The sequence below is a fragment of the Actinomadura verrucosospora genome, assembly GCF_039540335.1.
Lineage (GTDB): Bacteria > Actinomycetota > Actinomycetes > Streptosporangiales > Streptosporangiaceae > Spirillospora > Spirillospora verrucosospora.
Genome location: NZ_BAABEV010000004.1, coordinates 252160 through 265517 on the forward strand (window position 1 = coordinate 252160; position 13358 = coordinate 265517).

Below are 13358 nucleotides of genomic sequence, written 5' to 3' on the forward strand. Positions count from 1 at the left end.
CCATGGCCGGGCCACCGGAGACGACGAGAGACTTCGTGTCGCACGTCCGGGAGAACATCCGGACGCACGGCGACGCCCGCTCCTTCACCTTCATCAGCGAGGAGCCGGGGCGCCGGTACAGGGAGAACGTGCTCGGCTTCGCCGACCTGGACCGCAAGGCCCGCGCGCTCGGCTGCCGCCTGGAGGCGCGCGGCCTACGGGACCGGGCGGTCCTGCTCCTCTATCCGGAGGGGCTGGAGTTCCTGGCGGCCTTCCTCGGTTGCCTGTACGCGCGCGTCATCGCCGTCCCGGCCCCGCTCCCGGACCTGGACGCGGGGCGCTTCGGCCGCACTCGCCGGATCATCGAGGACGCCGACGTCGCGCTGATCCTGACCGACACCGCCCACCGCGACACCCTCGACGCGTGGCTGTCGGCCGCCGGGCTGAAGGGGCGCGTGCACTGCCTGGACACCCAGGCGGGCAAGGACACCGACGCCGGCGACTGGTCCCCTCAGCGGTCCGGCCCGGACACGGTCGCCTTCCTCCAGTACACCTCCGGGTCGACCAGCGAGCCCAAGGGCGTCATGGTCACCCACGGCAACCTGCTGGCCAACGGCGAGGAGATCAAGCGCCGCATCGAGGGTTCGGACGCCACCGTCGGCGTCGGCTGGGTGCCGCACTACCACGACATGGGCCTGGTCGGTCAGTTCCTCCAGCCGCTCTACCTCGGCTGCCGGTACGTGTTCACCTCGCCGATCACGTTCATCAAGCGGCCCGTGCTGTGGCTGGAGCTGATCACCCGGTACCGGGGGACGATCACCGTGGCGCCCAACTTCGGGTACGAGCTGGCGCTGCGCCGCGTCACCGACCGGCAGATGGAGGGCCTCGACCTGTCGTCGCTGACCGTCGTGAAGAACGGCGCGGAGCCCGTCCGGGCCGCGACGCTGGAGGCGGTGGCCGAGCGGTTCGCCCCGGTCGGGTTCCGGCCCTCGATGTGGATGCCGTGCTACGGGATGGCCGAGACGACCCTGCTCATCACCGGCGCGCCCCTGGGCGGCGGCCCGGTCGTCCGCGACTTCGACGCCGGGGCCCTCGCGCGGAACGAGGCCGTCCCCGCGGACGAGCAGGGCCTTCCCGGCGAGGGCCCCGCCCGGGGCGGCGTCAGGCGGCTCGTCAGCAGCGGCCGTCCCGTCACCCTGGACGTCCGCGTCGTCGACCCCGACACCCGCGCCGAGCGGCCGGACCGGCGCGTGGGGGAGATCTGGGTGCGCGGGGGCAGCGTCGCCCGCGGCTACTGGGGGAGCCCCGAGCAGACCGAGGCGACCTTCCGCGCCCGCACGTCCACCGGCGAGGGCCCCTTCCTGCGGACGGGCGATCTCGGCTTCACCGCCGACGGCGAGCTCTACGTCACCGGGCGGATCAAGGACCTGATCATCGTCAACGGCCGCAACATCCACGCGCACGACATCGAAGAGGTAGCCCGCGCATCCCATCCGGCCGCCCTGCTCGGCGCCGCCTTCGCGATCGACCCCGCCCTCGACGCCGACCTCGGCCCGGCCCCGCCGGGCGGCCGGCCCGGCGGGGGCGCGGCGGTCGACGCGAGCCGGGAGCAGGTCGTCGTCGTCCAGGAGATCAGCACCCGCGCGGCCGCCGGGACGCCCCTGGAGGAGGTGGCCTCCGCCGTCAGGGCGCGGGTGGCCCGCACGTTCGAGCTGCCCGCCGTCAGCGTCGTGCTGGCCGCGCGGGGCTCGGTCAGGCGGACGACCAGCGGGAAGATGCAGCGCCGGCTGACCCGCGAGGCGTTCCTGACCGGGAAGATCACCGAACTCGCGGCCGACCTCGAACCGGGCGTCGCCGGCCTCCGCGAGGCGCCCGCACCGATCGACGCTGACCAATCCTAGTCAACATGATGACTAATCATGTCGTTGTCTGCTAACGTCGGGCATCACCCTGAGTCAAGGCGGGGAGAGAAGGCCGATGGCGCTACGTCACGCTGTGCTGGCGGCGCTGCTCGACGGCGAGTACAGCGGTTACCAGCTGGCAAAGATCTTCGATTTGTCGGTCTCCAACTTCTGGCACGCCGTACCGCAGCAGCTCTACTCGGAGCTGTCGAGGTTGGAGACGGAAGGTCTGATCAGCGGGCGGCAGATCATCCAGCACGATCGACCCAACAAGCGCGTGTACACCGTCACCCAGGCGGGCGTCGACGAGCTCGAACGGTTCGCCGTGACCCCCGCCAAGCCAGGGATCATCCGCGAGAACCTGCTCGTCATGGTGCAGGCCGTGGACCACATCTGCGCCGACTCCGTCATCGCGCAGCTGGAGGACCGGGCGGTGGCCTCGGCGGCCAAGGTCGAGGTCTTCGAACGCACCCTCAAGCACCTGCGCGGCGACCAGGACGAGGAGTCCTTCCTGCGCACCGGGTCCCCTCTCGGCCCCTACCTCACGTGCCTGCGCGGACGCCGCTTCGAGCAGGAGAACTACGCGTGGTTCACCAGCACCGCCCGGCTGCTGCGAGCCCGGGCGGGCACCCGGTCCGAGGGGAGCGGCCCGCCATGAGGCGGCCGCGTCCCTCGCACGCCGTGCCACCGTCTGCCCGGACAGCGGCGGCACCGGCACAACCCCCCCACGCCCACCTCAGCCTCGCACCCCGGCAGGGCTGGAATCGGGCGGCACGCCTTAGTCAAGGAGGCGTTCATGATGTCGGGCGACCACCACACCATCGAACTCCCTAGCACCCCACTCCCGAGCCACCTGACCACCACCGCGTCGCCGGTCGCGCCGCCGAACGGCGCCGCGCCGAACGGGCTGCGGGGCCTGGACGAGCCGCCGGCGGTCCTGCTCGGCGAGCTGACGCTGCCCGCCGAGCGGGAGTCCGTGCCCGCGGCGCGGCGCTTCAGCAGGTCCGTCAGCACCGCGTCCGGCATCGGGCACATCGCCGACGACGCCGAGGTCCTGGTGTCCGAACTCGTCACCAACGCCGTCCGGCACGCGCCGGACGCCGGGGGCGCGCTGTGCCTGCGGCTGCTGCGCGCCGGCGCCCGGCTCCGCATCGAGGTGCACGACCAGAGCGCCGCCGTCCCGACGGCGCGGCCGGTCGACCTCATGGAGGAGACGGGGCGCGGCTGGTTCCTCGTCGCGGTGATGGCCGACGGGCACGGCACCGACCACACCGCCTCCGGCAAGGCGGTCTGGTGCGAGGTGCGCGCCTGGCCGCGGGACGAGCACCCCGGCCACTGAGCCTCTCCCGCGCACCCCGGTACGGCGATGGGAGATGCCATGCCTGCTGACGCCATGCCCGCCGACAAGTGGCCCGCCGACAGGTGGCCCGCCGAACAGCGGCCCTCCGACCAGCCGCCCCTCGGGCAACCGGCCGCCGACCAGCGGCCCTCCGACGGGGGGCCGGTCGACCGAAGGCCCGCCGACCCGGGGCCCGGCGACCACCGGCCCGCGGGGGAGCCCGCCGGCCGGCGGCCCGCCGATCCCCGCCGTCCCCCCGACTACTACCGGGAGGACGGGCGGCGCGCCACGGCCGAGGAGGCCCAGCGGCTGCTGCTCGACGTGCGGGGACGCCTGCTCGCGCAGGACGTCATCCGCGTCGGCGCCGTCGTCGTGGTCGTCTCGACCTGGTTCACCGTGATCGACCTCGGCATCGCGGCGAACGGAAGGCCGCTGCTGTGGCAGACGATCGTGTCCGACCACGCGATGCACGCCGACATCGGCCAGTACACCGCGCGGGACAAGGCCCTGCGCGGGCACGCCCAGGCCGTCGCGATGATCACCAGTCGGCTGCGCGGCCTGGTCGCCCGCGCGGCCCTGGACGAGGCCCGCCCCTGACCCCGCACCCCTGACACACGGGCCGCCCCGGCGCGCACACGCCGGCGGCGCGGCCCGGCCCCGGCTAGAGGTAGTGATCTCGATGTCCCGCACGACACCCCGCGACGACGCGTCCGGCAGAAGGCCCCGGCGCCGGCGTCCCATCCGGCTGCGGATCACGGCGCTGCTGCTGGTCCCGCTGGTGTCCCTCATCACCCTGTGGGCGTTCGCCGCGAACATCACGCTCGGCGACGCGTTCGACAAGTACGACTTCTCCACGACGTACGAGAAGGTGGGCCTTCCCGGCATCTACCTGGTGAACCAGCTCCAGGCGGAGCGTTCGCTCAGCGTCGTCGCGCTCAGCACGCGCGACCCCGCGGACCGGCAGAAGCTGGGCGGGCAGCGCGCCCGGGTGAGCGCCGTGGACAAGGCGTTCCGCTCGACCGCGCTGTCGCCCGAGGCGAGGGACGCGGCCGAGCCGGCGACCAAGCGGCGGCTCGCCGACGCGGTCAGGGCGCTGGACCGGCTGCCGCAACTGCGCGCCCGGGTCGACTCGGGCCGGGTCCAGCCGCTGGAGGTCATCAACTCCTACAGCGTCCTGCTCGACCAGGTCATCAAGGTCTTCGACGGCCTGGTGACCGTCAACGACGTCGCCATCTTCACCCAGGGCCGGGCGCTGATCGGCATCGGCAACGCCCGCGCCTACATGCTGCGGGAGGACTCGCTCGTCACCGCGGCGATGGCGCGCAACGGGCGGCTCACCTCCGCCGAGCACACCGCGTTCGTCCAGTGGGCCGCGGAGGGCCGGCGCGAGTTCGAGGCCGGGCTCGCCGACCTCAACGAGCGGATCCGCGGACCGCTCGCCAGGCTCGCGGCGTCCCCGGAGTTCCAGCGGTACCGGGCGGCCGAGGACGCGATCGTCAACGCGCGCGGCGACCGGCTGCCGCCCGAGGCCGCGGACTGGCAGGCCACCACGCAGCTGCTGTCGCAGGCGTGGGCGCAGAAGGTCACCGAGGCGAGCCTCGCGCTCAACGAGATGGCCAAGCCGATCGGCGAGCGGATCATCATGCGGCTCGTCCTGGCGGGCGGGTTCGGACTGCTCGCGGTGGTCGCCTCGATCGTGCTGTCGCTGCTGGCCGCGCGCAGCCTGTCGCGGGAGCTGCGCGGGCTGCAGCGCGCCGCGCTCAAGCTCGCCGAGGACCGGCTGCCCGGCGTCGTCGCCCGGCTGCGGCGCGGCGAGGAGGTGGACGTGGACGCCGAGGCGCCGCCGCTGGTCATCGGCAGGTCCCGGGAGGTCGCGCGCGTCGGCGACGCCTTCACCAAGGTGCAGCACACCGCGATCGAGACCGCCGTGCGGGAGTCCTACCTGCGGCAGGGCATCAGCCGCGTGTTCCTCAACGTCGCGTGGCGCAGCCAGTCGCTGCTGCACCGCCAGCTGCGGATGCTGGACGAGATGGAGCGCGACGCCTCCGACCCGAAGGTGCTGGAGGACCTGTTCCGCCTCGACCACCTCACCACCCGCATGCGCCGCCACGCCGAGGGCCTGGTCATCCTGTCCGGGACGTCCCCGGGACGGGGCTGGAGCCGGCCGGTGCACGTCGAGGACGTGCTGCGCGCCGCGGTCGCCGAGGTCGAGGACTACACGCGGGTCGAGATCGTCGTGGTGTCCGGGCAGGCCGCGGTGATCGGCGAGGCCGTCGCCGACATCATCCACCTGCTCGCCGAGCTGATCGAGAACGCCACGGTGTTCTCGCCCGCGCCCACCGAGGTGCTCGTCCGCGGCGAGATGGGCGCCAACGGGTTCGCCGTCGACATCATCGACCGCGGCATCGGGCTCGACCAGTCCGAACTGGACGCGCTGAACCTGAGGCTGGCGCGGCCGCCCGAGTTCGACCTGGCCGTCACCGACCGGCTCGGGCTGTTCGTCGTCGGCCGGCTCGCCGGCCGGCACGGCATCAAGGTCGCGCTGCAGCCGTCCCTGTACGGGGGCGTCAGCGCCGTCGTGCTGATCCCGCGCCAGCTGATCGTGGACGCCGACCAGCCCGAGGACGATGACGGCGCCGTCCAGGCGGGCCCCGTCCAGCAGCGGGGCGCGGCGGCGGCGAACGGGTCGATGCGCGCATGGCCCACGCCTCCGTCGCCGTCGTCCACCGCGACGCTCAACGCGCCGGTGTACGACATCGCCCCCGCCGAGGACGCGGCGTCGACCGACACGGCGCCCAACAGGGCAGTGCCCGGAAGCGCAGTGCCCGAAAGCGCAGTGCCCGGAAGTGCGGTGCCCGGCCACCCGGTGCCCAACGGCAGGGCGCCCCACGCCCCGGGGCCGGCCGGTGAAGCGGTGCCGCCAGAGACGCCGGTGTCCTTCCCGCAGTGGAAGAGCGAGGAGAAGCCGGACCAGAACGTGGCGGTGGGGTTCGACGACGGTGACCAGACCCCGACGTCGTTCGGGACCCCACCGCCGCACGGTCCGCCGCCGACCGACGCCACGCGTCCGTTCCAGGCCGCGGGTCCCCGCCCCGCCTACGGCGGCGGTTCCTACGGCGGAGGCGCCGGCCGGTACGCGGCGCCCGCGTCGTTCGGCGAGACCTCGTTCGGGGGAACCCCGTTCGGGGACGCGGGGACGGCCGGCGGCGGGCGCGCCCCGCTGCCGCGCCGGGTGCGCGGCGGGAGCCTGGCGCCCCAGCTGCGCGACGCCGGCGCCTACGAAGACACCGGCTCCTACGAGGAGACCGGCCCGTACGGAGAAGAGCCCGCCACCGGCGACGCCATCGCCGCCTGGGAGGAACGGTCGGCGGAGGCGTCCCGGGACCTGTTCGCGTCGCTGCAGGCGGGCTGGCTGCGCGGCCGGGACGAGGACGAGGCGCCCGAAGGACCCGCGGACGGCATGGAAGGAAGATCATGACCTATCAGGGAGTGGCCGCCGAGCTGAACTTCCTCCTCGACGACCTGGTCGACCGGGTCCCGCAGATCCGGAAGGTGGTCGTGCTGTCCCGGGACGGGCTCGTCATGGGCATGTCGCGGGGCGTCGGGCGCGAGGACTCCGAGTACCTGGCGGCCCTCGCCGCCGGGTTCCACAGCCTCGCCGTCGGGGCGCGCCCGCAACTGGACTCCGGCGAGATCCGGCAGACGCTCGTCGAGATGGACAAGGGCCTGTTCTTCGTCGTCCCGGCCGGGGCCAACAGCTGCCTCGCGCTGCTCAGCGAGGTCGGAGCCAACGCCGGTCTCGTCGCCTACGAGATGACGATGCTGGTCAAGCGGGTCGGCAGGCAGCTGTCCACCGGACTCAGGCAGGGCGCACCCGGGCCCGGACACCGGTGACCCGCCATGGACCCCAGTGACGGGCCCGGCGCTCCCCGGGGTCCCGGCAGGGAACGGTGGCTCGACGCCGCCGCCGGGCCGATCGTCCGTCCCTACGCGGTGACGCGCGGCCGCACCCGGCCGAGCGGCGAGCCGCTCGACATCGTGGCGATCCTCGTCGCGACCGGGCGGCCGCCGCCCGAGCCCGGCCGGCTCTCGCGCCAGCAGCGCAGGCTGCTGGCGCTGTGCCGGCGCCCGCACGCCCTCGCCGACCTCGCCTCGGACCTGAACCTGCCCTTCGGCGTGATCCGGGTGCTGGCCGGCGACCTGCTCGACTCCGGCCTCCTGGAAGTCCAGCGATGGTCCCCGGCGCCGTCGCCGTCCGGGCCGTTCGGCCCGGTGACCGCGCTCCAGCCGCACAACGACCCGAACCTGCTCAGGAGGGTGCTCGATGAACTCCGCGCGCTCTGACGCCCCGCCCCCCGCCACCGCGGAACCGGACGAGCCCGACGACCGGGCGGACGGTCCGCGCGTCGCGCTGAAGATCCTCGTCGCCGGAGGGTTCGGCGTCGGGAAGACGACCCTGGTCGGCGCCGTCAGCGAGATCCGCCCGCTGCGCACCGAGGAGGCGCTGACCGACGTGAGCGTCGGCGTCGACGACCTCGACGGCGTGGCCGCCAAGACCACCACGACCGTGGCGATGGACTTCGGCCGCATCACGCTGCGCGACGGCGTCGCCATCTACCTGTTCGGGACGCCCGGCCAGGAGCGGTTCTGGTTCATGTGGAACGAGCTGTCGCGCGGCGCGCTCGGCGCGGTCGTGCTCGCCGACACGCGGCGGCTCATGGCGAGCTTCGCCTCGATCGACTACTTCGAGCGCAAGGGCACGCCGTTCGTCGTCGCCGTCAACTGCTTCGACGACGCCGACCGCTACGAGGCGCCCGAGATCCGGACGGCCCTGGACATCGACCCCCACGTGCCCGTCCTGCTGTGCGACGCGCGCCGGACGGGGTCGGCGAAGGAGGTGCTCGTCTCGCTGGTCGAGCACGCGCTGCGGCTCGCGGGCGGCACCCGGCACGCGTGACCGCCGCGCGGCCGCGCGTCACCCCCCGGATCCGCCGGGCTCGCCCCCGCCGTCCCCCTGGTCCTCGTCCGCCGCGCTCGGCGGCCCCATGACGATCTCGTCCACCGCGACGTCGTGGCCGTCCGCGCACCTGACCTGCGCCGTCACGCGCTCGCCGCAGCGGGCGTGCGTCAGCATGACCTGGCGGCCCTCCTCGTGGGGAAGGTAGGTCTCGCCCCACTCCATGAGGCTGACGAGGGTCGGCGCGAGGTCCAGGCCCATCTTCGTCAGGTGGTACTCGTACCGCGTGCGCTGCCCCGGCTCCTGGTAGGGCTCCCTGGTGAGCAGGCCGGCGTCGACGAGGTGGCGCAGCCGCGCGGTGACGGCCGACTCGGTCATGCCGAGGTTGCGCACGAAGTCGCCGAATCGGTTCGTCCCGAAGAAGGCCTCGCTGAGCACCAGCACCGCCGACGGCGGGCCGAGCGCGGCGAGCGTCCTCGCGACCGGGCAGTTCTGCATCGACCAGGCGTCGCGGTCGGCGAAGTGCCCTTCCAGTGAGATTGTCACCCTTCCACTATAAACCTGCTGACTTTGCTTGACCAAAGTCAGGGGGCTCGCTAGCCTCCCTGACTATGGTGGAACAAAGTCAGGTGCGCGGCGCGGGCCGGGTCCGCAGGGGACCGGTGCTCGCGGTGCTCTCCGTCGCCTCCTTCATGGCGGGCCTCGACCTGTTCATCGTCAACGTGGCGTTCACCGACATCGGCCGCGACTTCGCCGGGGAGTCGATGGCCGACCTGTCATGGGTGCTCAACGGATACGCGATCGTGTTCGCCGCCCTGCTGGTGCCGCTCGGCCGGCTCGCCGACCGCTACGGCCGCAAGGCCGGCCTCCTGCTCGGCCTGACCGTCTTCACCCTCGCCTCCCAGGCCTGCGCCGCCGCCCCGTCGCTGTGGTGGCTCGTCGCCTTCCGCGTCGTGCAGGCCGCGGGCGCCGCGGCGCTCATCCCCACCAGCCTCGGGCTGCTGCTGTCGGCGTTCCCGGCGGAGCGGCGCGGCGGCGCGGTGCGGATCTGGTCGGCGGCCTCGGCGATCGCCGCCGCGGCCGGGCCGGCGGTCGGCGGCGTCCTCGTGGACGCCTCCTGGCGCTGGGTGTTCGAGGTCAACGTCCCCATCGGGATCGCGGCGGTGCTGCTCGCCGCCCGGCTCGTCCCCGACTCGCGCGAAGGCGTGACGGCCCGCGTCCCCGACCTGCTCGGGACCGCCGTCGCGACCGCCGCGATCGCGCTGCTGGCGCTCGGCGTCGTGAAGATCAACGACTGGCCGGGGGAGCGGACGGTCCTCGTGGCCGCCGCCGCGCTGCTCGGCCTCGCCTGGTTCTGGCTGCGCTCCCTGCGCCACCCCGCGCCGGTGATCGAGCCCGCGCTGCTGGCCGTCCGCACGTTCCTCTGGTCCAACGCCGCGGTCCTGCTGTTCACCGTCGCGTTCGCCGCCAACCTGCTGCTCGGCGTGCTGTGGATGCAGCAGGTCTGGCACTACTCGCCGATCCGCACCGGGCTCGCCGTCGCGCCCGGCCCCCTGATGGTCCCCGTGATGGCGCTCGTCGCCGGACGCCTCTCCGCGCGCGTCCCGGTCGGGCTGATCACCGCGGTCGGGTGCACGCTGTGCGCGTTCGGCGTCGTCCTGATCGCGATGAGCCTGGGCCCGGCGCCGGCCTACGCCGCCGAGATGCTGCCGGGCTGGCTCGTCGGCGGGACGGGGGTCGGGCTCGCCCTGCCCACCATCCTGTCCGCCGCCGCCGTCGAGCTGCCGCCCCACCGCTACGCGACGGGCAGCGCCGTGGTGAACATGAGCCGGCAGATCGGCGCGGTGCTCGGCGTGAGCCTCGCCGTCGCCGTCCTCGGCACCCCCCACGGCTACCCGGACGCCCACACCGCCTACGTCCACGCCTGGCTGATGGTCGGCGCGTTCATGGCGATCGCAGCGATCGCCGCCCTTGGCATGACCCCGCGCCGGCTCCGGCCGTCCCGTCCCGTCCCCGAGCCAGAAACGGAAGTGATCGCCCGCGCCTGACACCCCTCCTTGACACGGGAAACGGGCGAAGCCTTGACCCGGACCGCGAGGCCCGGTTCGTCCGTACCCCGCACAGCAGGCACCTCATCCGGAGAGGTGCCTGCTGTATTTATTGTGTTTTTTGGGCGGTCGGCGCCTTGGGGGCGCCGACCGCCCAAAAAACACGTGCGATTGCTGCATCGCCTCGGTTCGCCTGGCGGCTCACTCGGCGATCAGGTTCTCGCAGGCTCGAACCTGGCTTCGCTCGCAATCGCGACGGTTTGGCTTGTTGGTGGTTGCTGTAGTGGTTGCTGTCGTTGCGTTCGACGGTTGCTGGCCCTGTGTCCGACGGTTGCGGTCCTTGGGTCGACTGTTGCGCTTTGCGGGTCTCTGGGCTTTCAGTCCTTGGTGTAGGACAGGATGTCGCCGGGCTGGCAGTCGAGCTCGCGGCAGAGGGCGCTTAGGGTGGTGAACCGGATCGCCTTGGCGCGGCCGTTCTTCAGGATGGACAGGTTCACGGGGGTCACGCCCACGCGTTCGGCCAGCTCGACCAGGGTGATGCCGCGGTCGGCGAGGATCTTGTCCAGGTGGACGGTGATCTGGTGGGGGTCCTCGGGCGGCATCAGACCAGGCCCTCGGTGTCGGCGCGCAGGCGGGCGCCGTGCCCGAACGCCCCGGCCAGCGCGGCGATCAGGATGGCCAGCAGGACGGTGGAGGCCCGCACCGTGAAGCCGATCTCGACCGCGTCCTCGATCGGGGTGCCGCTGACCAGCGCGTTCGTCGTGAGCATGTCGACGGCGGGGGCGGCCGTGCCGAGCAGCAGGACGGCGGTGGAGATCGCGAAGAGCCGCCGGACGTTCGCCGGGACGAAGACGTCGCCGGTGCGGAACGTCGCGGCCATCCGCATCAGGATCGACAGGATCGCGATGATCAGCGCGGCGCGGAGGACCTCGGGGGCGGCGAGCAGCACCCGGTCCCCGAGGCCGGGGTCGCCGACCGCCAGCTCGGCGTGGCGGGTGCCGCGCAGGACCGTTCCGCCGGCCGCGAGGTCCGGCACCCGCGCGGTGGAGCGCAGGTCGACGTCGCGGGTGTCGATCGGCGGGAAGGGCCCGGTCACGCCGAGGATCGGGAAGAGGGCCTGGAAGAGTCCGACCAGCAGCAGGCCGAGCCCGATGAGCAGTTCCAGGAAACGGCTGTCGATCTTCGTCCAGCGCGCGGCCAGTGTCATGTCTCAACTCTCCTTGGGGAGCGTATCGTTTTTCGATAATAACGATAAACGATATGCCTTCGTCAAGCCCCTGTCCGTCCGGGCGGTCGCCGGGTGAGCGGTCAGGGGTGCGCGCCGTCGAGGATCACGCGGAGCTGCTCGGCGCGGCCGCCGGTGATGGTGCCCTCCCGGGCGCGGGTGGCGATCTTGTGCCGCAGGGCGGCGACGTCCGCGCGGCCGCGCCGCCCGTGGTGGAGCATTCGCTCGATCACGTTGCCGAGGTCGAGGCCGACGTCGTCGCGGACGTCCCCCGCGGCCACGCCCTCGTCCACGGCGTGCCGCAACCTCATGAGGACCTCGTCGACGCCCGGTTCCGTCGGCGGCGGCTGAGGGGGAGCGGGCGGGGGCGAGGGCGTCCGCGGACCTGACTCCGCGGGCGGGGACGGTGCGGGCGGGGACGCCGCCTGGAGCGGGAGCAGCCGTCCGGCGGAGTCGTCGCGGGCGGAGAGGGTGTCGCCGATCCCGAGGACGAGCACGGTCGCCGCCGCGATCGTGGCGGCGACGCCGGCCAGCGCGAGCCAGGGGAAGCGGGCGGCGGGCGGCGTCCGGGGGAGGTCCTCGCGCCGCCACGCCGCGGCGTCCCGCCGCCCCGTCATGCCCGGACGGTCGCGAGGACGCGGTTCAGCTCGTCGGCGAGGCCGGGGGACAGGCCGCGCTCCCTCCGCCGGGTGGCGATCTTGTCGTGGAGTTCGGCGATCCGGCCGCCGACGTCGACGTCGCGGTCGGCGGTGAGGTCGTTCTCCAGGTTCGTGATGACGTTGTCGAGGTCGATCGCGACGTCGGAGCGGATCTCTCCGGCGGCGTAGCCGCGGCTGACGATGGGGCGCAGCCGGCCCAGCGCGTCGGTGACGCGGGAGGCGGTCGGCGGCGGCGTCCGGGGCGCCGGGGCGGCGCTCGTCCGTGCCGGGGCCGGAACGGCGGCCGGTGAGCGCGGCGCTGACAGCAGGACCGCCGCGGCGGCCGTGACCGGGATCGCCGCGACCAGGGCGAGCGCGGCGAGGCGGGCGTGCCCGCGACGGGCCGTCGCGGGCGGAGGCGGCGGAGGGGGCAGGGCACCGGCCCGGTGGCCGGGCGGGCCCGTGCCCAAGGCGGTGAGGACGGCGTTCGGCGGCCCCTCGTCGCGGACGAGGAGAGCGGCGACCTCGGCGGCGGACGGGGCGTCCGGGCCCGTGCAGCGGGCGGCGACCGCGGACAGCTCCTCGGACGCGCCGGGGGCGACGCAGGCGGAGATGACGGCGCCGAGCGCGCGCACGTCGGCGGCCTCGGTGCCGCCGCCCGCCGGTGCGCGGAGGACGCCGCCGATGCCGGTGTCGACGACCTTCACGTCGACGCCGGCGTCCCCGTAGGCGAGCACGACCCTGTCCGGCGTGAGGTCGCCGTGCGTCACGCCCGCGGTGTGCGCGGCCTCCAGCGCCCCCGCGATCCGGCCGCACACGGCGGCGGCCTCGGACGCGGCGAGCGGTCCGCGCCGCAGCCGGACGGCGAGGGTCTCGCCCGCCAGGAACTCGGTCACGACGAAGGACACGAGCCGTCCGGACGCGTCGCGGGTCTGGTCGCTGTCGAAGACCGTCTCCAGCGCGGCGTGGGAGAGCGCGGCGGCGCGGTTCACTCCCTGCCGGAACCTCCGTTGCGGACCCGCGCCCGCGGGCGCCGGGACCTTCACCGCGACGGGACGGCCCAGCAGCTCGTCCCAGGCGCGCCAGACCTCCATGGTGCCGCCGTCGTCGAGGCGTTCCACGAGGCGGTAGCGCTCCGTCAGCCGCAGGCCCGGTTCCACTGGACGTCACCCTCCGGTGCCGGGCGCGGTCCCCGGCTCGCCAGGAGGTACGCGCCGCCGGCCCCGGCGGGTTCGACGGACCCGGCCGGGGCGGCGGCCGCGCTCACCCGG

Annotated in this window: 14 protein-coding genes; 9 read left to right on the forward strand and 5 right to left on the reverse strand. The window is 73.9% G+C overall.

Going from position 1 to position 13358, the window contains the following annotated elements; genetic code table 11:
* Positions 1-2 precede the first annotated feature (2 nt).
* The 8 genes from ABD944_RS06975 (at position 3) to ABD944_RS07010 (ending at position 8176) form a co-directional block, all read left to right on the forward strand.
* The gene (locus tag ABD944_RS06975; RefSeq protein WP_345173469.1) at positions 3-1880 is read left to right on the forward strand and encodes a fatty acyl-AMP ligase; all 1878 of its coding nucleotides are present in this window, start codon (positions 3-5) and stop codon (positions 1878-1880) included.
* Positions 1881-1956: 76 nt separating this feature from the next.
* Entirely contained in the window at positions 1957-2538 is a 582-nt protein-coding gene (locus tag ABD944_RS06980; RefSeq protein WP_345173471.1) for a PadR family transcriptional regulator, read from the forward strand.
* A gap of 138 nt (positions 2539-2676) precedes the next feature.
* A complete protein-coding gene (locus tag ABD944_RS06985; protein WP_345173472.1) occupies positions 2677-3219 on the forward strand; it encodes an ATP-binding protein in 543 nt (180 codons plus the stop codon).
* A gap of 39 nt (positions 3220-3258) precedes the next feature.
* The gene (locus ABD944_RS06990; protein WP_345173474.1) at positions 3259-3816 is read left to right on the forward strand and encodes a hypothetical protein; all 558 of its coding nucleotides are present in this window, start codon (positions 3259-3261) and stop codon (positions 3814-3816) included.
* Between the two features lie 82 nt (positions 3817-3898).
* Positions 3899-6697: a sensor histidine kinase gene (locus ABD944_RS06995; protein ID WP_345173475.1), complete on the forward strand. Its 2799-nt coding sequence runs from the start codon at positions 3899-3901 to the stop codon at positions 6695-6697.
* Entirely contained in the window at positions 6694-7113 is a 420-nt protein-coding gene (locus ABD944_RS07000; protein WP_089311298.1) for a roadblock/LC7 domain-containing protein, read from the forward strand. The genes ABD944_RS06995 and ABD944_RS07000 overlap by 4 nt, the downstream gene beginning before the upstream one ends.
* A gap of 6 nt (positions 7114-7119) precedes the next feature.
* Positions 7120-7563, forward strand: a complete 444-nt coding sequence (locus ABD944_RS07005; RefSeq protein WP_345173477.1) for a DUF742 domain-containing protein — start codon at positions 7120-7122, stop codon at positions 7561-7563.
* Entirely contained in the window at positions 7544-8176 is a 633-nt protein-coding gene (locus tag ABD944_RS07010; RefSeq protein ID WP_345173479.1) for a GTP-binding protein, read from the forward strand. Before ABD944_RS07005 ends, ABD944_RS07010 begins: the two co-directional genes overlap by 20 nt.
* A gap of 18 nt (positions 8177-8194) precedes the next feature.
* On the opposite strand, the gene ABD944_RS07015 is transcribed toward ABD944_RS07010, so the two are convergent.
* Complete coding sequence (locus ABD944_RS07015) at positions 8195-8722, reverse strand: winged helix-turn-helix transcriptional regulator (RefSeq protein WP_345173480.1); 528 nt, start codon at positions 8720-8722, stop codon at positions 8195-8197.
* Between the two features lie 65 nt (positions 8723-8787).
* Between ABD944_RS07015 and ABD944_RS07020 the strand changes: the two genes are divergently transcribed.
* On the forward strand, positions 8788-10224 hold the full coding sequence (locus ABD944_RS07020) for an MFS transporter (protein ID WP_345173482.1): 1437 nt from the start codon (positions 8788-8790) through the stop codon (positions 10222-10224).
* Between the two features lie 377 nt (positions 10225-10601).
* Here ABD944_RS07020 and ABD944_RS07025 read toward each other — a convergent pair whose 3' ends face one another.
* The 4 genes from ABD944_RS07025 to ABD944_RS07040 all read right to left on the reverse strand — a co-directional run bounded on the left by ABD944_RS07025 (position 10602) and on the right by ABD944_RS07040 (position 13247).
* Positions 10602-10826, reverse strand: coding sequence for a helix-turn-helix domain-containing protein (locus ABD944_RS07025; protein WP_345173483.1), 225 nt, complete (start codon positions 10824-10826; stop codon positions 10602-10604).
* The gene (locus ABD944_RS07030) at positions 10826-11431 is read right to left on the reverse strand and encodes a DUF2975 domain-containing protein (RefSeq protein WP_345173485.1); all 606 of its coding nucleotides are present in this window, start codon (positions 11429-11431) and stop codon (positions 10826-10828) included. The genes ABD944_RS07025 and ABD944_RS07030 overlap by 1 nt, the downstream gene beginning before the upstream one ends.
* A 101-nt stretch (positions 11432-11532) precedes the next feature.
* Positions 11533-12066 carry a hypothetical protein gene (locus ABD944_RS07035; RefSeq protein ID WP_345173486.1) on the reverse strand — a complete coding sequence of 178 codons (534 nt, stop codon included), beginning with the start codon at positions 12064-12066 and terminating at the stop codon, positions 11533-11535.
* Positions 12063-13247 (reverse strand): protein kinase family protein, encoded by a 1185-nt coding sequence (locus tag ABD944_RS07040; RefSeq protein ID WP_345173488.1) that lies wholly within the window; start codon positions 13245-13247, stop codon positions 12063-12065. The genes ABD944_RS07035 and ABD944_RS07040 overlap by 4 nt, the downstream gene beginning before the upstream one ends.
* Positions 13248-13358: the final 111 nt, after the last annotated feature.

What these genes read in the sequence shown, in the direction of transcription:
- ABD944_RS06975 (WP_345173469.1), top strand. Translation starts at nt 3, where the DNA reads ATGGCCGGGCCACCGGAGACGACGAGAGACTTCGTGTCGCACGTCCGG.
- ABD944_RS06980 (WP_345173471.1), top strand. Translation starts at nt 1,957, where the DNA reads ATGGCGCTACGTCACGCTGTGCTGGCGGCGCTGCTCGACGGCGAGTAC.
- ABD944_RS06985 (WP_345173472.1), top strand. Translation starts at nt 2,677, where the DNA reads ATGATGTCGGGCGACCACCACACCATCGAACTCCCTAGCACCCCACTC.
- ABD944_RS06990 (WP_345173474.1), top strand. Translation starts at nt 3,259, where the DNA reads ATGCCTGCTGACGCCATGCCCGCCGACAAGTGGCCCGCCGACAGGTGG.
- ABD944_RS06995 (WP_345173475.1), top strand. Translation starts at nt 3,899, where the DNA reads ATGTCCCGCACGACACCCCGCGACGACGCGTCCGGCAGAAGGCCCCGG.
- ABD944_RS07000 (WP_089311298.1), top strand. Translation starts at nt 6,694, where the DNA reads ATGACCTATCAGGGAGTGGCCGCCGAGCTGAACTTCCTCCTCGACGAC.
- ABD944_RS07005 (WP_345173477.1), top strand. Translation starts at nt 7,120, where the DNA reads ATGGACCCCAGTGACGGGCCCGGCGCTCCCCGGGGTCCCGGCAGGGAA.
- ABD944_RS07010 (WP_345173479.1), top strand. Translation starts at nt 7,544, where the DNA reads ATGAACTCCGCGCGCTCTGACGCCCCGCCCCCCGCCACCGCGGAACCG.
- ABD944_RS07020 (WP_345173482.1), top strand. Translation starts at nt 8,788, where the DNA reads ATGGTGGAACAAAGTCAGGTGCGCGGCGCGGGCCGGGTCCGCAGGGGA.
- ABD944_RS07025 (WP_345173483.1), bottom strand. Translation starts at nt 10,826, where the DNA reads ATGCCGCCCGAGGACCCCCACCAGATCACCGTCCACCTGGACAAGATC.
- ABD944_RS07030 (WP_345173485.1), bottom strand. Translation starts at nt 11,431, where the DNA reads ATGACACTGGCCGCGCGCTGGACGAAGATCGACAGCCGTTTCCTGGAA.
- ABD944_RS07035 (WP_345173486.1), bottom strand. Translation starts at nt 12,066, where the DNA reads ATGACGGGGCGGCGGGACGCCGCGGCGTGGCGGCGCGAGGACCTCCCC.